Consider the following 17,039-nt stretch of genomic DNA (forward strand, 5'->3'; position numbering starts at 1 on the left):
ATATTCCCTGAAAAGCGGTGGAATCTGGCTGAGTGGTCTCTTGGGTAGGAATGGTGGCGCCCGTGGTTTTTTCCGATCGAAGATTAGCGTCAGCACTGGGACAGCAATGAAGCCGCCCCTCCGGACTCGTCCAAACGGCGCCTCGAATGCATTTGCCTGGGGCCTGCTTAATACAGTCATCTCCCGACTCGGGACGCTCGGCATAGGAATAGTCCTCGCACGCGTGCTGGGCCCCGAATCCTTCGGCACTTTTGCCGTCGCCATGGTCGCCCTCATGGCTGTACTGAGCTTCAACGAACTTGGTGTCTCCCTCGCAATTGTCCGATGGCCCGAAGACCCGGCAAAGATTGTTCCCACGGTCAACACAATTTCCGTCGTCGGGAGCTCACTTTTCTGCACGGCGGCGATTTTCGCCGCGCCGGCCTTCACCGCAGCAATGGGAGATCCGGACGCCACCGATGTGGTGCGGATCCTGATTCTGAGTGTCTTCATCAATGGGATCGTTGCCTCGCCCGCGGCCCTGCTGCAGCGTAATTTCAGGGAGAAGGAACGGCTTGGAATCGACCAGGCCAATGTCTGGATCGGCGCGGTCCTGTCCGTGGTCCTGGCCCTCACGGGCATGGGTGCCATGGCGCTGGCGGTCGGCAGGCTGGCTGGCAGTTTGGTTTCCGGTGTGATGTTTCTCGTGGCCTCACCGTTGCCGTACCGCTTTGGACTGGACCGCTCGCAATTGGGGCCCCTGCTGAGATTCGGGCTGCCATTGGCGGGTACCAGCGTCATATTCTTCGCTGTCGGCTACGCGGACCAGCTCACGGCCGGCACGGTCCTGGGTTCAACGGTCCTGGCGTTCTACGTGTTGGCCTTCAACCTCTCGAACTGGCCCGTGAGTATTTTGGCCCAACCTCTCCGCAGGGTTGCGCCTGCTGCGTTCTCGTCATTGCAGGGTAACCGAGGCGGCATGAATTCAGCCATGGAATCGATAGTCGTGGTGTTGGCGGCGGCAACGTTCCCGATCATTCTCTTCCTGGCCGGCAGCGCGGTGCCCTTCGTGGAATTTGTCTATGGTGAGGCCTGGGTGGCGGCCGCGGCGGCCCTTTCCTGGCTGGTTATTGCCGCGATGTGCAAGGTCTTTTGTGATCTTTCCTATGACTACCTCGTGGTTCTTGGCAGGTCCGGGACGGTCTTCACAGTCCAGGCGGGGAGTTTGCTGGTGTTGGTTCCTGCGCTAGTGGCCGGGGCATCCTGGGGAGGGCTTGCCGGACTCGCGGCCGCACAGGCGGCCGTGACGGGATGCGTGGTTCTTCCTCTTTACCTGTGGAAGCTGAGAAAACATGGGCTGGCCCTCACGGGGATATGGAGGAAGCTGCGTTTACCCATCGCAGCGGGCTTGGCCACCGGTGCGGCAGCACGCATCCTGGCTCTCACGGTGTCCGACCACTTCGTGGCACTTTGCACTGCCGGGGCACTTGCGGTGCTGGTGACAGCAGGATTGTTGTACCTGCAGCGGGACCACATTCGGGAACTTCGGTCCATCGGAAAGCCAGACACAGTGGAGGCTCCAGTATGAGGATTCTTGTCTACCCGCACGACCTGGGGATCGGCGGCAGCCAGCTAAACGCCATTGAGCTTGCATCTGCCGTGCAGCGGTTGGGTCACGACGTCGTCGTCTACGGACGGCCGGGGCCGCTGAACCGGCGCATCGAGGAGCTGGGACTCGAATTCATTCCATCTCCGGAACCGCACCGCAGGCCGACGCCGTCGGTAGTGAAGGCCCTGGTCCGACTGGGCCGGGCACGCAAGATCGACATCATGCACGGCTATGAATGGCCGCCGGCGCTGGAAAGCCTCATTGCGTCGCGACGGTCTCCGGGCACTGCCGCCGTGGCAACGGTGATGTCAATGTCAGTTGCCCCTTTCATACCTAAGTCAATGCCGCTTCTGGTCGGCACCCAGGAGATCCTGAAGGCGGAGCAGGAGTTTGGTCGAACTGTGGCCGCGCTCCTGGAGCCGCCGGTGGACCTTGAAACAAACAATCCATCGTGGGACTTCGCCGAGCAGGCCTTCCCTGGATCGTGGGGCCTCGATCCGGCAGCCTACACCGTGGTTCTCGTGTCCCGGCTGGCAACGGAGCTAAAACTCGAGGGCATCCTGGCTGCGATCGACTGTGTGGGGCTGCTGTCAAAAGAATTCCGCGTCCAACTTATCGTCGCCGGCGACGGCCCGGCACGGCACCTCGTGGAAGGTCACGCCCGGACGGTCAACGCCGCAAGCGGTCGGCAGGTCATCGTGCTCACCGGGGAGCTTGAGGACCCTCGGGCGGCCTATGCAGTTGCTGATGTCGCCCTTGGAATGGGCGGGTCGGCGTTGCGGGCACTGGCGTTTGCGAAGCCACTGATCGTTCAGGGCGAAAGAGGGTTCTGGGAACTTCTAACTCCGGACAGTCTTCCGCTTTTCCTTGAGCAGGGCTGGTACGGAGTCGGACCCGGAACCCAGGGCGGAGCAGAGCGGCTGGCGCACCTGCTGCGCGGTCTGCTCGTCGACGGGTCCCGCCGCAAGAATCTTGGCAGTTTCGGGCTATCCACAGTTCGGGAAAGGTTCTCTTTGACGCGGGCAGCCCTCGTAGTGGAGGACTTCTACTCACAGGCCATCGAATCATCCGGGGAAGTCAGCATCGGGCAGGACGCGGCTGCACTCGCCAAGTTTGTCGAATACCAGCTCACGACGCGACTGCGCCGGGTCCTTGGACCGACTCCTGCTGATGATTTCAATTCCCGTCCAGTGGCGGGGCGCGGACCGGCAAGTCGCGCACTGAATGCACCCGCGTGACGGCAGACCTCCGCCTGACGATGAAGTCCAGTCCGGGGACAATCAACGAATCCCAAAACGTGTGACGACACCACCACGGTCCGCACCGCCGACCGAGGCAGGACATCTCCTGACTCCTTGACCGGTCGTAGGATCGCGAGGACCATAACAAGGAAGTAAGGGTCTCACCCTCTGCGAAGTTACGGGATGACTATGAGGCAAAGCGCGTCGCGGGTAGAAATCACGTCCAGGGCAAAGGGCATTGGCGTTCTCGGTGCGTCAGTACTTCTTGCGCTCGGAACCGCGATCACCTGGGTGCAACTTGGCTCCAGTGATCCCCAGACCTCGGTTGAGGTTACTGAGTCACCAACCATCCGGGATGTTGATGGCGGTTCCGATTACTTCAAGAGTTTTCCCAACTCATTGCCAGTTGATCCCTCTTACTTTCCGATCGGCGTGTGGAAAGAAAGCCTGACTGACCCGTCCGACGCTCCGAAAGACAGGGCAGTCCTCATAAACACTTATGTCGAGTTAACCGGTAACTCAGACATAGGGTTTGCGACCAATGTGGGGTCGTTCGCTTTGACCGACGAACCGCTTGCAGGAGCAACGGGCAGGGTGCTTTCCGACGAAGTGGACATGTGGGCCCGCGGAGGCAGCGCGGAGTGGACAGGACTGTGGCCCGGCCAAGGCGAAATCTGCAGGCCGGCGAACCTAGGCTGCGGCTTCACCGTCCAACGCGAACTGCTCAAGGCACTTCCCCAGCAGACCCTGGTTTACAGCAACTACGGAAAAGGCGTTACGTTCTGGGAAGGGGCCGAAAACGCCGCGACCTTCCTGAACGACTTTCAGGATGTCGTCTCTGCCGACAATTATTGGTTTACGGACCCCTACATCTGCGGTCCGGGCGAGGGCGGCGCAGTTCTCGCGGGCGGAAAGGAATTGGAGTCCGGGAAATGCAGACTCGCAGCCAACTACGGTTGGACGGTCAGCAAGCTTCGTTCCCTGATTAATCCGGCTCTCAGTAGACCCGTCTGGGCGTTTGTGGAAGTTGGACACCCGTTCACCGAGAACGAAGCTCCCACTATTACCGGTCCGGAGATCCGCGCTGCCGTGTGGAGCAGCCTGATCCACGGGGCACGGGGGATTATCTACTTCAATCACAGCTTCGGGGGCGACTGCCAGACGCAGCACATCCTCCGGGACGCCTGCGGCGAGGAGATCAGGCCCTGGGTGACCGCCGTCAACAGGCAAATTACCGGACTCGCCCCGGTCCTCAACGCGCCGTTCCTCGACGGAGCGCTGGCCCACGGCTCGGGCGTTGACGCGGCCGTAAAAATGCACGGGGGCGATCTCTACGTCTTCGCCGGCTCGGCGCAGGCGGACCCGCAGGCAGCCGAATTCACTCTGGGGTGCCTGCCGGGCTCGGCCGCGACCGCAACGGTCCTGGATGAGGAACGAACGGTGGCGATCAGCAACGGCACCTTCAGGGACACGTTCGAGGACGGCAATACGGTCCATCTCTACCGGATCGACGGGGCCGCCGCAGCCTGCACGCCCTAGCACGCCTGCGGCGCCGACCCGTGAGGGCCTACGCCGCCGTGCGGAAGAACAGCTCCGTCACCTTCGCGAGCCGGTGGGGGTCCTCGACGCCGCAGAGTTCTCGGGCCGAGTGCATCGACAGCAGGGGCACGCCGACGTCGACCGTCCGGATGCCAAGGCGGGTGGCGGTCAGCGGACCGATGGTGGAGCCGCAGGGCATGACGTTGTTCGAAACGAACTCCTGGTACGGGATGCCGGCGTCCGAGCACAACCGCGCCCAGAGGGCGGCGCCGGTGGCGTCTGTGGCGTAGCGCTGGTTGGCGTTGATCTTCAGCAGCGGGCCGCCGTTCAGGGCCGGCCGGTTGGCCGGATCGTGGCGTTCGGCGTAATTGGGGTGGACGGCATGACCGGCGTCGGCGGACACACAGAAGGACGCCGCGAGGGCCTGCCGCCGCTGGCTCGCCGAGGCCCCCAAACCGTCGGAAATGCGCACCAGCACATCCTCGAGGATGGGCCCGCTCGCCCCGGACCGGGACGCCGAGCCGATCTCCTCATGGTCGAACGCGGCCAGCACGGCGATCGGCGCCCCTGCCGGCAGCGGCGACGCGGCGTGCCTGATCAGCGCCGTGAGTCCGGCATGGGTTGCCGACAGGTTGTCCAGCCGGCCGGAGGCGAAGAACTCGCCCTTTGCGCCGAACACGGCCGGGGTTTGGGTGTCGGCGATGACCACGTCGTAGCCGCCGATCAGGGCAGCGTCCACGTCCGCGCCGGCAACCCGGCCCGCCAGCAGGCCCAGCAGGTCTTCGCCCGCCGGGTCGCCAAGCCCGTAGACCGGGTTCATGTGCTGCTGCTTGTCCAGGGACAGCCCCTCGTTCACGGCGCGGTCCAGATGGATGGCCAGCTGCGGGAACCGCAGCAGCGGCCCGGTGGCGGTGAGGTGCTGGGTCCCGTCCCGCATCACCAGGCGCCCAGCGAGCTGCAGTTCGCGGTCCAGCCAGGAGTTGAGCAACGGGCCGCCATAAACCTCGACGCCGGCCTGCAGCCAGCCGAACTTGCCCGTGGTGGGCTTGGGCTTGAGCTTGAACGACGGCGAATCGGTGTGTGCGCCCAGGATGTTGAAGCCGGTGGCGGGACCGGCCGTCTCCGGCGTCACCCAGGCGATGATCGCGCCGTCGCGGACCACATAGAACTTCCCGGTCCCGGCGGCTGCGGCCCAGGGCTTCAGCTCGTCGAGGGCGGTGAATCCCGCCCCGTTCAGCCGGCGGGCGGCTTCGTGGACGGCGTGGAAGCTCGACGGCGACGCGGTGACGTACGCGCCGAGGTCCTGGATGTGGGCTGCGGCGTTGGACTCTGAAGGCATGGCTCCGAGTCTAGCGCCGTGCCGTTGGCTCACCGGCCCCTACACGGTGACGTTGAGTCCGGCCGTGTACCCACCCGACACTGACCCGGACATGGTGGCCAGCTGGTAGATGCCGCCGTCGTCGCCGAAGACATTGTCCGATGTCAGCGTGGTCCGGGGGAAGTTGCGGGCGCTGGATTCATAGCCGGCGGAGGCGTAGACCTCCTTGCAGCCGGCGTCCGTCAGCGCGATCTGGGACACCGCGAGAACCTGCCCGGCCGCCGTCGCGTTGTCCATGGCCTCGAAGACCTCGAAGTGAATGTGCGGCCAGCGGCCGCTGTAGGCGCCGGGGAAGATGGTCTGGAAGGTGACCTGGCCGTTGGTGTCGGCCTCCTGGACGCCGCGGAGATAGTTCTCGTTCTTGAGTCCGGCGTCGTACATGGAGTACTTGCCATCCTTGTCACAGTGCCAGGCGTAGACGGCGGCCCCGGCCAGGGGTGTGCAGCCGGCGGCGTTGTCCAGCAGGGTGAGCGTAACGGTGAGCGGCACCCCGTCGACCCTGGTGGAGGAGGTGCCGAAGCTGGAGGTGATGTCCTGCCGGACCACGCCCGAGGCGGCCAGGACGTTGGGGCCGTTGGAGCCGTCGCCGGGATAGGGGCCCGCGGTTTCCGCCGGGATTTCGACGCCGCATTCAGCGATCGCGCGGGTCAGCGTGGGCGACGCTGACGGCGTGCCGGTGGCCGCGGCGGTTCCAGAGGATGCCGGCGTCGACCCGGCCGAGGCGGACGCGGCCCCGGTGTTGGAACCGCCCGGCGTACAGGCTGCCAGGGCGGCAGCCGTGCCGGCACCGAGGAACATGCCCAGCGACCGGCGGCTCAAGAGGGTAGAAAGGTCGAATTCCAGGCCGCGGTCGTGGTTGGCGTGCGGTTCGTGCGGTGGCTGCGGAGACGTGGTCATGCGTCCATGGAACCCCGGGGCACTATGCCCTGGCTAGGCCCCTCCTGTGAACCCGCTGTGGCTTCCGCCGGCGCAGCAGTCTGGCCGGGCCGCGGGACATGCCCTCCCCCTCCGCGCAGGACTGGGCATGTCCCACCCGGGCCGCGGGACATACCCTCCCCGTCCGCGCAGGACTGGGCATGTCCCACCCGGGCCGCGGGACATGCCCTCCCCTGGCCGCGTCGAGTGGACATAATGCCACTATGTCCACTGCAGCGCGGCAAGGCTGGGCATGTCCCGTGGTGCTGAGGGACCCAGGGGCGGGGCGGGCGGGAGCTACGACGCCTGGCCGGCACCCACAATGGCGTCTTCGGCAGGAGCCCCGGTCTCTGCCTGGCCGGCGCCGGTCTCGCCGTTGCCCGGCTCCGGGGTCTTCCCGCCGTTCTTGCGGTAGCGCCAGAGGCCGATTCCGACCACGACGGCGGCGAGGGCCAGGGAGAGCAGCAGCGATTCGCGGGTGGTGTCCAGGACCACCATGCCGATCAGCAGGGCAACGATGCTGATGATGGCGACCCAGGTCAGGTAGGGGAACAGCCACATCTTCAACTGGAGGTCCTTGGCCGCGGCGCCCATCCGGCGGCGCAGGATCAGCTGCGAGCCGGCGATCACGAGCCAGACGAACAGGGCGATGGCTCCCGAGGTGTTGACCAGGAACAGGAACACGGTGTCGGGGGCGACGTAGTTCAGGCCGACGGTGATGAATCCGACCACGGTGGAGGCCAGGACGGCGGCGGCCGGGACGCCGCGCTTGGAGATCCGCATCCAGGACCGCGGCGCATCGCCGCGGCGGGAGAGTGAGAACAGCATCCGGCTGGCGGTGTACAGCCCGGAGTTGAGGCAGGAGAGCACGGAGGTGAGTACCACTATGTCCATGATGGTGCCGGCGCCGGGGATGCCGTACAGCTCGATCACGGCGACGTACGGGCTCTTGGCCACCGAGGCGGAGTTCCAGGGCAGGAGGGTGACGACGATCGCAATGGAGCCGATGTAGAAGACGAGGATGCGCCAGACGGTGGACTTCACGGCCTTCTTGACCGCGTCGACGGGGTTTTCGGATTCACCGGCGGCGATGGTGGCGATTTCAGCGCCGAAGAAGGAAAAGACGACCACGAGGATACCGGCCAGCACGGCGCCGGGCCCGTTGGGCATAAAGCCGCCGTTTTCCAGCAGGTTGCTCACTCCGGGGGCCGGGACGCCCGGGATGAGGCCCAGAATCGCCACGACGCCGAAGAGCAGGAACAGCACAATCGCCGCGACCTTGATGGAGGCGAACCAGAATTCGAACTCGCCGAAGGACTTCACGGACCCCAGGTTGGTCAGGGTCAGGACCACCATCAGCAGCAGCGCCCAGATCCACTGGTCGATCCCTGGCACCCAACGGTGCATGATCGCTGCACCTGCCGTGGCCTCGATACCCAGCACAATGATCCAGAACCAGGCGTACAGCCAGCCGATGCTGAATCCTGCCCACCGGCCAAGGGCCTTGTCCGCGTAGGTCGAGAACGACCCGGTTTCCGGATTGGCCGCCGCCATTTCACCGAGCATCCGCATGACCAGGATGACAACGAGTCCTGCCGCCGTGTAGGCGACCAGGATGCCGGGTCCCGCCTGCTGGATCGCGGCGCCGGAGCCGACAAAGAGCCCGGCACCGATCACCCCGGCGATCGCGATCATGGACAGATGCCTGGGTTTCAAGGATTTGGAGAGTTGCTGGTCAGCCTGCATGAAGCGCCGTCCTTCGTGGATTATTCGGGTCCGCGGGTGGATCGTGAAAACTTGTGTGGCGGACCACATTGACGTTTCACCCTAGACCGGGCACGGAAGCGCCCGGTCTGTGCGATCCCACAAATGACGGAGGGCTGAGCCGGGCACAACTCCAGCAATGAGGCCCATGAAGCAAAGGAAGTTGCCTCACAGGCAAATTAGAAATGTGCCTGAAACCACTGCTTCGGACTCCCTGTGCCGCGCAGCCCTCACCCGTGCTTAGTAGTCCGGGTTGCTGGGCACCACCAGGCCGGTCTCGTAGGCATACACCACGGCCTGCACGCGGTCGCGCAGATGGAGCTTGTTGAGGATCCGGCGCACGTGTGTCTTGACCGTGGCTTCGGAGAGGAAGTATTGGTGCGCAATCTCGGCATTGGAGAGCCCCTCGGCCATGGCCCCGAGCATCTCGGTTTCGCGCGGGGTGAGGTCCTCCAGCAGCGGATCCCTGGCCGGGCTGACCCCGATGGGGACTCTGCCGGACGAGGACCCGGCAGGGGCTCCGCCGGAGGCCGGATCGGCCCCGTTGCCCCGGACGTACGTCTCCAGCAGCCGCCGGGTAATGCGCGGGGCGACGACCGCGTCACCGCTCGCCACCACCCGGACGGCACTGACCAGTTCGGCGGGCGCCACGTCCTTGAGCAGGAAGGCCGAGGCCCCGGCCTGGAGCCCGGCGAACGCGTATTCGTCGAGGTCGAAGGTGGTGAGGATGATGATCTTCGCGTGGGCCCCGGAGGCGGTGATGGCCCGAGTGGCCCCGATCCCGTCCAGCACCGGCATCCGCACGTCCATCAGCACAACGTCGGGCGCGAGCTCGCGGACCAGGCGGATCGCGTCGGCGCCGTCGGAGGCCTCGCCCACAATCGCCAGATCATCCTCACCCTCCAGGATCAGGCGGAAGCCCATCCTCAGGAGCGGCTGGTCATCCACCAGCAGAATGCGGATCGGTCCGGTTTCGTTCATCGGTTCCCCTTGACTCATGTGCCCTTGCTTCCGTTGTCGCCGTTCCAGTGCAGGACGGCGTGCACTCGCCAACCGTGATCAGGGCCCGGGCCCGCCTCCACGGTCCCCGCGTAGATCCGTGCCCGTTCCCCCATTCCGGCCAGCCCCCGCCCCGTCCCCACGGATGCGGGGGATTTCCGCGCCGCCGCCGCAACAACCAGGCCACCGGCATCGAGGGTGCCCTTGCCGTCATCGACGACGTCGAGGGTGACCGTGGGGCCGTTCCGGGCAATGGCCACGTCCACCCGGCCCAGCGAGCGGCCGTAGCGCAGCACGTTCGTGAGCGACTCCTGCACGATCCGGTAGACCGTCAGCTGGAACGCGGCGTCGTCCGGCAGCGAGGGTCCGGTGTGCGTGTAGTGCAGCGGGAGCCCCGCGGTGCGGAAACCCTCGAGGAGTTTGCGCAGATTGTCCCCGGCCACGAGCGGTTCGCGGGGAGCCTCCCCGGGGGCCGAGTCGTCGCGCAGCACGCCGAGGACGCGCCGCATGTCCGCCAGTGCGGTGCGGCCGGTGCGGGAGAGTTCCCCGAGGACCTCCGCTGCCCTGACCGGGTCCTTTTTGACCACGACGGCGGCCCCGTCCGCCAGGCTGATCATCACCGTGAGCGAGTGGGCCACGACGTCGTGCATTTCGCGGGCGATGCGGTTGCGTTCGGTGACCGACCCGAGTTGCGCGGCCCTTGCGGCCCAGGCCGCAATCTCGTTCTCGTGCTCGCGCCGCTGCCGGACCGAGACGCCGAGCCCGGCGGCAATGACGTTGGAGAGGGTGATGCTGATGGCGGAGGCGATGCTGGTGATGAGCTGGAAGTTTTCCGGCGTGTTCACTCCCATGTCCGGCAGACGGCCATCCAGCGGACCACCTGCCAGCAGGAAGTAGACAAACACCAGCGGCACAGTGGCCGCCGCCAGGCACACGAGGGCGAACCGGCGGCTGCGCGCCGACGCGACGGAGTAGAGCGCAAACCACAGCCCGGCGGAGACGTTGGAACCCCACGGGTGGAGCAGGGTCACGCCCAATTCCAGCAGCGCCACGACGGCCACCACCCGTACCGGATGGCTCCGCCGGAACCACAGCGCCGCCGCGGTCGCTACGAGCAGCGCGGCGACCGGCCAGACGCCGTCGCGCACCGCTTCCGCCGCGGCGGGGGTCACCAGCAGCAGGTAGCAGGCCACGACCACGGCATCCATCGCCCGCGGATGCTGGAACAGGTAGCGCCGGATGCGCCCCCGGCGCCGGGCGGTGATTTCAGCGAAGGACGCGTCAGCCTGGCCGGCTGGCGCGTCCTTCACGGGAACTGCATCGATCATGCTCTGAGCCTAGACGGTGAGTCCGGGGCCTAGACGTCCCGCTTTTTCAGCAACACCGCGGCCAGGACCACCGGGATGACAACCCAGGCACCCAGCACCAGCGCGGCCTGCCAGGCCTCCAGCGTGTCCGGGACATGCTGCACGGCTGTCATGGGTTCGACCGTGTTGCCGGGCAGGTACTTGCGGGCCTCGACGAAGAAGTCGCCCGGGATCAGCTGGAAGGCGATCGGTGCCACGAAGAACAATCCGACCAGGCTCATGATGCCGCCGGCGGAATTACGGATCAGCGAACCCAGGGCCATGCCGATGGCGGCGACGGCGGCGACGTAGAGGCTGTTGACGAGCAACAGCTTCACCGACTGCGAGCTGGTGAGGTCCAGTTTGAGGTTGTAGTTCTCCAGAATCGGCAGCGACACCAGGCCGGCCAGGTACACGGAGGCCGCGGTGAGGACGAACGCCGTCACCATGACCACGAGGAGCTTGGCGGCGTACGCCGGGATTCGTTTCGGGACGGCCGCGAAGGTGGAGCGGGCCATGCCCGTGGTGAACTCGGAACTCATCAGCAGCACCCCGAGTGAGCCCAGGATCAACTGGGCGAACGCGATGCCGGACGTGGGGACGCCGACGGCGAGGTCCCCGCCCTGGGAGGCAAAGGCCGCGGCGGCTTCCGGGTCCGTGGCTGCGGCCTCGGCGAACTGCCCCGTGCCCCAGGCGGAGAGGGCACCGAAGCCCACCATGACCAGAACGGTGCAGCCCAGCAGGATCAGGGTGGACAGGAGCGTACGGAACTTGATGAATTCGGAGTTCAGCACCCGGAAGAAGCTGGGGCCCGGGCCGGTGCTGGTGCCGGAGATCCCGCCGGCCGGGGCGTCGCCGGCGTGCGCGCCGCTGCGGGAAGGGTCGAGGGTGGTTGAGCTCATGGCTTAGTTGCCTCCGGACGGGACGGGGGCGGCAGCGCCCGTGGTGATCAGTGAGTGGTATTCGACCTCATCCTTGGTCAGTTCCATGTAGGCCTCCTCGAGGCTGGCCTGCAGCGGAGTGAGTTCGTAGATCATGACGCGGCTGTCGAGGGCCGCGCGGGCGATCTGGCGCGGGTCCAGGCCTGTGACTTCAAGCAGTTCCTTCTCCTGCAGTTCCACAGAAACTCCGTCGCCGGCGAGCAGGTGCATCAGCTGGTCCGGCTGGTCGGTGCGGACGCGGGTGCGGATCTGCCCCTTCCCGGTGATGATGTCCTGGATCGGCGCATCGGCGATGATCCGGCCGCGGCCGATCACGATCAGATGGTCGGCGGTGACGGCCATCTCGCTCATGAGGTGGCTGGAGAGGAAGACTGTGCGTCCCTCGGAGGCGAGGTATTTGACCAGATTGCGGACCCAGATGACACCCTCCGGGTCCAGTCCGTTGACCGGCTCATCCAGGATGACGGTCTGCGGGTCGCCGAGCAATGCCGCGGCGATCCCGAGCCGCTGTCCCATGCCGAGCGAGAATCCGCCGACCTTTTTCTTGGCCACATCGGCCAGTCCCGTCATCTCGATAACGTCGTGCACGCGTCTTTTGGGGATGCTGTGCGTGGCGGCCATTGCAAGCAGGTGGTTGTAGGCGGAGCGGCTGGTGTGGACGGCCTTCGCGTCGAGCAGCGCTCCGACGTCGCGCAGCGGCGCTGCGTGCCGGGCGAACGGCGTGCCGTTGACAGTGACGGTGCCCGACGTCGGCCGGTCCAGCCCCATGATCATGCGCATGGTCGTGGATTTGCCGGCACCGTTCGGGCCGAGGAAGCCGGTGACCCGGCCGGCCTCGACGGTGAAGTTGACCCCGGCGACGGCGGTTTTATCGCCGTAAACCTTGGTCAGGCCTCGTGCTTCGATCATGGAAGCGTTCCTTTACCTAGCAGTGGGGATTGGTGTACACACCACGCTACCGAGACGGAGGGCCGGTTTCGCCGGTCTCAGGGATGATTCAGGGTCGAATCAGGGTAGTCCGGGAGGATGACAGTGCGGCTGTCAGGATGCCGGCGAGTAGTACGTCAGGGCGCCGGGCGTCACCGAGAATTCGACCCCGCGCACCCCGGGCATGACCTCCCCGTCGACCGCCAGGACCATGGTGGTGTCCCCGGGTTCCACCCGGATCCTGCTGGATTCGCTGAGGTGGGTGATCCGGGAGGTGGCGACGGTTCCGGTCAGCACGGACCACAGCAGCCGGAGCCGGGCAAAGGATTCGTCTGCGGTGATCATCCTGAGGTCGAACACACCGTCGTCGAGGACCGGGCGGACCAGCGGGGCGTGGTCGCGCGGGTAGTAGCGTCCGCGCCCGATGTAAAGGATCCACAGTCTGTGCCGCGCCCCGTCGACGATCAGCGTGGTGGGCGACCCGGCGGCGAACGTCCGCAGCATCGCGACGACGCCGGCCAGGGGTTTCCCCAGGGCCGGCTGGAGCAGTTCGCGCCGGCGGACCAGGTTCGGGTAGAGGCCGATGCTCGCGGTGTTAAGCATCGTCAGGTGGTGCAGTTCCGAGCCGGCGGGAAGTCCGCGCTCCACGGACACCAGGCCCACGTCCGCCCGTGCCGCTTCACCGCGGGACGCGGCCTCGACGGCGGCCGTGAGGTTGGGGGTCCCGGCGTCCCGGGCAAAGTGGTTGAGGGTTCCGCCCGGCAGGACCAGGAGCGGGAGGGAATGCTCGACGGCGGTCGCGGCCGCAGTGCCGACCGTTCCGTCACCGCCCCAGACGCCCAGGGCCACCACCCCGGGCCGGCTGGCCACCCGGGCGATCTCCGACGCAAGGTCCTCGTCCTGGGCAACCTCCTTTATATACGCTTTGGGGAATACCTTTTTCAGCGCCGCAACGGTTTCCTCCGCGTACGAGCCGCCCAGCGTATTCACCGCGATGCCGAGACCCTCTCCCTCCGGAAGTTCCGCGGCTTTCACGGCAGTCCGCCGGAGCTCGGGGATGGGCGGCCGAACGGGCCACCATTTCCGCGTGACCAGGGCGGCCCCCGCACCGATCGCCGATCCGAAGAACACATCCGAGGGCCAGTGGGCTCCGGTGTGTACCCGGGAGTAAGCGACGCCCGCCGCGAGGGGGGCCAGTGCGGCGCCGAGTACCGGCCGCACGAGACTGGCGCCGAGGGCAAACGCCACGGCCGAGGCGGAGTGGCCCGAGGGCATGGAAGAACTTGTGGGTTGGGGATGGACAAACCTGAAGGCCGGAAGGTGCTCCGGCAGCGGGCGGGCCCGCGGCAGCAAGGTCTTGAACCCGAGATTTGTGACCGCGGAAGCGACGGCCTGAGCCAGCACGCCGTGGAGCGCGGCCCGCCGCGTCCTGCCTGGGAAGAGTGCCATCACGGCGGCGATGCCGAACCAGAGCTTGCCTTTGTTCGCCGCGGCGGACAGCCGCCGGAAGAAGTCGTCATGATTGCCCCCGGGGAGGCCGGACACGGCGCGTACGAGCTTTCGATCGAGTTTCCCCAGCCGGCTCGGCGCTCTCCTCAGCATGCTGCGCATCCGACCACCATACTGCCGGTGAGGGGCGGTACGCCGTCACACAGGAAGGGGACGGCCGAATGTCCGGCGGCAGCAGGGCCAGCCCGCCCGGGCGGTCGGTTGGCTAGGATGAGGCGATGATCCGAGTGCTGGACCCTCAGCGACTGCCCCCTGGCCCCGCGCTGGCCGCGAGTACCGCCTTGCTCACACTGGGCGCGGTCCTTGCTGGGCTCCTGCTGGCGGACGTGAGGCTACCCCCGTTCCAGGGTCTGGACGAAAGCTGGGCCGGCTGGATCACGTCGCTGCGCAGTCCGTTCTGGGACGGCCTTAATGTCTTCCTGAACCTGGCCGGCTACCGGGGCGTCCTGGTGCTCCACGGGCTGCTCGTCGCGGCCCTGGTGCTGAGGAGGCGCCCGCAGGCGGCCCTCTTCGCCGCTGCGGCCGGCATCGCCGTCCTGATCTTCACGCAGATCCTCAAGGCGGGGATTTTCCGTGACCGGCCGGAGAACACCGTCGTCCTGACCGACACGGGCTCCTTCCCGTCGGGTCACGTGGCGAGCACTGCGGCGTTCCTGGTGGTGCTGGCCCTGCTGGTGGGCCGCGCCTGGGCGGGGGTGCTCGCGGGGTTCGGGGTGCTGGCAATGATGGTCAGCCGCACGTATCAATCCGCCCACTGGCTCGTCGACACCGTAGGCAGCGTGTGTTTGACCGTGCCGGTGGTGCTCCTGCTCTGGTTGTTCTTCCAGAACATATGCATTCAGGAGAATGGAGACGCCCGCCGCCTGCTCAGCTGGCGCGCAAGGGCTTCGCGGCGCCGGCAAGCAGAAGCGCACCCAGGATCGGGATCATGATGGCCAGCAGGGCCAGCCGGATTCCGATCAGGTCACCGAGGTAGCCCAGCAGCGGCGGGCCGGCAAGGAACGCGACGTACCCGATCGTGGAGACCACTGACACGCGGGCGGCCGCGTGTTTCGGATCGTCGGCCGCTGCCGACATCCCCATCGGGAACGCGAGGGCAGCCCCCGCCCCCCAAAGCACCGCGCCGGCTGTGGCCATCCAGATGTCACCGGCCAGGACAAAGAGCCCGAGCCCTGCGGCGGCAGCAGCCATGCTGGCACGGAGCACCGGCACCCGGCCGTAGGCGTCGATCGCCCGGCCGCCGAAGAAGCGCACCGCGGTCATGGCCAGGACAAAAGCCGCGAACAGCAGCGCCCCGGTCGATTCCGTGGCGTCCAGGCCGTCCACGGCGGCTTTTGCGATCCAGTCGTTGCCGGCGCCTTCGGTGAGCGTCGCGCCCAGCACCACGACGCCGATCAGCAGCGTCCGTCCGTCCCGCCAGGCCGAGGCGCCCTTGGGTTCCCTGGTGTCCCCCGCCTCCGGCACAGGAGCCGGAATATGCGGCAGGAAGTAGCGCGGCGCGGCCAGGGTCACGACGGCCACAATGGCGGCGATCACCAGCAGGTGCGCCGGGAGTCCGACGCCGAGGCCCGCCAGGCCGGCGCCGATCAGCGCGCCCAGGAACGCACCCCCGCTGAAGGCGGCGTGGAACTGCGGCATGATGGTGCGCCCGAGCTGGTGTTCGACGTCGGCGCCCTCGATGTTCTGCGACACGTCCCAGAGGCCGATGCCCATGCCGAAGAAGAACAGCGCTACGGCGGTCCCGGGGATGGACTCGGCCAGCAATGCCAGGGCCACACCGACCCCGGCCACGGCAGCGACAAGCCCGGCGGCCCGCACCGCATTGGCCGTCCCGATCCGTCCCACGACGTGGCCGGCCGTGGGCAACGCGATCAGGGAGCCCGCCGCCACGCACAACAGCAGGGTTCCCATCTGTCCCGAGGAGATGTCCAGGATGTCCGTCACCGCGGGGATGCGGGCGGCCCAGCTGGCGAACACGAGCCCGTTGATGCCGAAAATCAGGAAGGTCGCCGCGGCTGCGGCGTTGAGCTGTGGGCGGGTTGCCGTTTTGGTCATACGATCACTACTTCCACCGAGTGTTGGGTGAGCCGGGCAAGTTCTTCGGTACTGAGCTGTTTGTCCGTGACCAGGACATCCACGGCATCCAGGGGCGCGACGAGAGCAACCGCGCTGGCGTTCCATTTGCTGCCGGAGCAGGCGACGATCACCCTGCCCGCGGATTCCAGCCCGGCGCGTTTCACCGCCGCGTCGTCCAGGTCATGGGCCAGGAGCCCGTCCCCGAGGCTCAGCGCGCAGGGCGTGAGCACGGCCGTGTCAAAGCGCAGCGAACGGATGTTGGATTCCGTCATGGGTCCGCGGAAGGACAGTTCCCCGGCGATCAGGCTCCCGCCGGGCAGCAGCAGTTCCGGATGCCGGCCCGCAGCCGGGCCGCCGTCGGTCAGCGCATTGACCGCCCGCAACGACATCGGCATCAGGGTCATGTCCCGGTGCCGCAACTGCCGGGCCACCTCTGTGGCCGTGGTCCCGCTGTCCAGCCAGACGTGCCGGCGGTCCTGGAGCAGGGCGGCGACGCCGGCCGCGATCCGGATCTTGGCGGCGTGGTCCTCGATTTGGCGTTGCCCGTATTCGGGGTTCTCGCCGCCGAGGACCAGGCTCCGGGCCCCGCCGTGGACCCGGCGGAGAACCCCGTGGAGGGCCAGGACATCCAGGTCACGCCGGATCGTCGCGCCCGAGGCGCCACATTCGGCCATGAGCTCATCGACCGACACATGCTCCCGGTGGCGCAGGAGTTCCCCGATGCGGCGGTGGCGCTCCTCAGTGATCATGAACAAATGCTAACGGATCGTGATCATCTAATCATTTCTTGCGTAAATGTAATCACCGGCGAGCTGA

14 protein-coding genes are annotated in these 17,039 nt (G+C 66.8%); 4 read left to right on the forward strand and 10 right to left on the reverse strand.

Features of this window, described 5'->3' with window-relative positions; translation table 11 throughout:
* Nucleotides 1–106 precede the first annotated feature (106 nt).
* The 3 genes from ABIB29_RS07220 to ABIB29_RS07230 all read left to right on the forward strand — a co-directional run bounded on the left by ABIB29_RS07220 (nucleotide 107) and on the right by ABIB29_RS07230 (nucleotide 4,368).
* Entirely contained in the window at nucleotides 107–1,567 is a 1,461-nt protein-coding gene (locus ABIB29_RS07220) for an oligosaccharide flippase family protein (protein ID WP_354171387.1), read from the forward strand.
* Entirely contained in the window at nucleotides 1,564–2,826 is a 1,263-nt protein-coding gene (locus ABIB29_RS07225; protein WP_354171389.1) for a glycosyltransferase, read from the forward strand. The genes ABIB29_RS07220 and ABIB29_RS07225 overlap by 4 nt, the downstream gene beginning before the upstream one ends.
* Before the next feature lie 192 nt (nucleotides 2,827–3,018).
* On the forward strand, nucleotides 3,019–4,368 hold the full coding sequence (locus ABIB29_RS07230; RefSeq protein ID WP_354171390.1) for a hypothetical protein: 1,350 nt from the start codon (nucleotides 3,019–3,021) through the stop codon (nucleotides 4,366–4,368).
* A 28-nt stretch (nucleotides 4,369–4,396) separates the two neighbouring features.
* On the opposite strand, the gene ABIB29_RS07235 is transcribed toward ABIB29_RS07230, so the two are convergent.
* From ABIB29_RS07235 to ABIB29_RS07270, 8 genes are all read right to left on the reverse strand, one after another.
* A complete protein-coding gene (locus ABIB29_RS07235) occupies nucleotides 4,397–5,707 on the reverse strand; it encodes a M18 family aminopeptidase (RefSeq protein ID WP_354171392.1) in 1,311 nt (436 codons plus the stop codon).
* Between the two features lie 39 nt (nucleotides 5,708–5,746).
* Nucleotides 5,747–6,643, reverse strand: coding sequence for an intradiol ring-cleavage dioxygenase (locus tag ABIB29_RS07240; RefSeq protein WP_354171394.1), 897 nt, complete (start codon nucleotides 6,641–6,643; stop codon nucleotides 5,747–5,749).
* Nucleotides 6,644–6,958: 315 nt separating this feature from the next.
* Nucleotides 6,959–8,407 carry an amino acid permease gene (locus tag ABIB29_RS07245; protein ID WP_354171396.1) on the reverse strand — a complete coding sequence of 483 codons (1,449 nt, stop codon included), beginning with the start codon at nucleotides 8,405–8,407 and terminating at the stop codon, nucleotides 6,959–6,961.
* Between the two features lie 258 nt (nucleotides 8,408–8,665).
* The gene (locus ABIB29_RS07250; protein WP_354171398.1) at nucleotides 8,666–9,406 is read right to left on the reverse strand and encodes a response regulator; all 741 of its coding nucleotides are present in this window, start codon (nucleotides 9,404–9,406) and stop codon (nucleotides 8,666–8,668) included.
* 14 nt (nucleotides 9,407–9,420) lie between these two features.
* Nucleotides 9,421–10,752: a sensor histidine kinase gene (locus ABIB29_RS07255; protein WP_354171399.1), complete on the reverse strand. Its 1,332-nt coding sequence runs from the start codon at nucleotides 10,750–10,752 to the stop codon at nucleotides 9,421–9,423.
* A gap of 29 nt (nucleotides 10,753–10,781) precedes the next feature.
* Entirely contained in the window at nucleotides 10,782–11,672 is an 891-nt protein-coding gene (locus ABIB29_RS07260; protein WP_354171401.1) for an ABC transporter permease, read from the reverse strand.
* Between the two features lie 3 nt (nucleotides 11,673–11,675).
* Nucleotides 11,676–12,620, reverse strand: coding sequence for an ABC transporter ATP-binding protein (locus ABIB29_RS07265; protein WP_354171403.1), 945 nt, complete (start codon nucleotides 12,618–12,620; stop codon nucleotides 11,676–11,678).
* Nucleotides 12,621–12,752: 132 nt separating this feature from the next.
* Nucleotides 12,753–14,249, reverse strand: a complete 1,497-nt coding sequence (locus tag ABIB29_RS07270) for a bifunctional phosphatase PAP2/diacylglycerol kinase family protein (protein ID WP_354171405.1) — start codon at nucleotides 14,247–14,249, stop codon at nucleotides 12,753–12,755.
* 116 nt (nucleotides 14,250–14,365) lie between these two features.
* Here ABIB29_RS07270 and ABIB29_RS07275 point away from each other — a divergent pair, with 116 nt between their 5' ends.
* Complete coding sequence (locus ABIB29_RS07275) at nucleotides 14,366–15,079, forward strand: phosphatase PAP2 family protein (protein WP_354171407.1); 714 nt, start codon at nucleotides 14,366–14,368, stop codon at nucleotides 15,077–15,079.
* Here ABIB29_RS07275 and ABIB29_RS07280 read toward each other — a convergent pair.
* Nucleotides 15,015–16,202 (reverse strand): MFS transporter, encoded by a 1,188-nt coding sequence (locus ABIB29_RS07280; RefSeq protein ID WP_354171409.1) that lies wholly within the window; start codon nucleotides 16,200–16,202, stop codon nucleotides 15,015–15,017. The two genes, ABIB29_RS07275 and ABIB29_RS07280, sit on opposite strands and share 65 nt — an antisense overlap.
* Complete coding sequence (locus ABIB29_RS07285; RefSeq protein WP_354171411.1) at nucleotides 16,199–16,972, reverse strand: DeoR/GlpR family DNA-binding transcription regulator; 774 nt, start codon at nucleotides 16,970–16,972, stop codon at nucleotides 16,199–16,201. The genes ABIB29_RS07280 and ABIB29_RS07285 overlap by 4 nt, the downstream gene beginning before the upstream one ends.
* Between the last annotated feature and the right edge of the window lie 67 nt (nucleotides 16,973–17,039).

This window comes from Arthrobacter sp. UYEF36, from assembly GCF_040547025.1.
Taxonomy (GTDB): Bacteria; Actinomycetota; Actinomycetes; order Actinomycetales; family Micrococcaceae; genus Arthrobacter.

Bases quoted from the DNA above. Each gene is read 5' to 3' on its own strand.
- ABIB29_RS07235 (WP_354171392.1), bottom strand. From the start codon at position 5,707: ATGCCTTCAGAGTCCAACGCCGCAGCCCACATCCAGGACCTCGGCGCG.
- ABIB29_RS07245 (WP_354171396.1), bottom strand. From the start codon at position 8,407: ATGCAGGCTGACCAGCAACTCTCCAAATCCTTGAAACCCAGGCATCTG.
- ABIB29_RS07270 (WP_354171405.1), bottom strand. From the start codon at position 14,249: ATGCGCAGCATGCTGAGGAGAGCGCCGAGCCGGCTGGGGAAACTCGAT.
- ABIB29_RS07225 (WP_354171389.1), top strand. From the start codon at position 1,564: ATGAGGATTCTTGTCTACCCGCACGACCTGGGGATCGGCGGCAGCCAG.
- ABIB29_RS07230 (WP_354171390.1), top strand. From the start codon at position 3,019: ATGAGGCAAAGCGCGTCGCGGGTAGAAATCACGTCCAGGGCAAAGGGC.
- ABIB29_RS07260 (WP_354171401.1), bottom strand. From the start codon at position 11,672: ATGAGCTCAACCACCCTCGACCCTTCCCGCAGCGGCGCGCACGCCGGC.
- ABIB29_RS07280 (WP_354171409.1), bottom strand. From the start codon at position 16,202: ATGACCAAAACGGCAACCCGCCCACAGCTCAACGCCGCAGCCGCGGCG.
- ABIB29_RS07240 (WP_354171394.1), bottom strand. From the start codon at position 6,643: ATGACCACGTCTCCGCAGCCACCGCACGAACCGCACGCCAACCACGAC.
- ABIB29_RS07250 (WP_354171398.1), bottom strand. From the start codon at position 9,406: ATGAACGAAACCGGACCGATCCGCATTCTGCTGGTGGATGACCAGCCG.
- ABIB29_RS07285 (WP_354171411.1), bottom strand. From the start codon at position 16,972: ATGATCACTGAGGAGCGCCACCGCCGCATCGGGGAACTCCTGCGCCAC.
- ABIB29_RS07265 (WP_354171403.1), bottom strand. From the start codon at position 12,620: ATGATCGAAGCACGAGGCCTGACCAAGGTTTACGGCGATAAAACCGCC.
- ABIB29_RS07275 (WP_354171407.1), top strand. From the start codon at position 14,366: ATGATCCGAGTGCTGGACCCTCAGCGACTGCCCCCTGGCCCCGCGCTG.
- ABIB29_RS07255 (WP_354171399.1), bottom strand. From the start codon at position 10,752: ATGATCGATGCAGTTCCCGTGAAGGACGCGCCAGCCGGCCAGGCTGAC.
- ABIB29_RS07220 (WP_354171387.1), top strand. From the start codon at position 107: ATGAAGCCGCCCCTCCGGACTCGTCCAAACGGCGCCTCGAATGCATTT.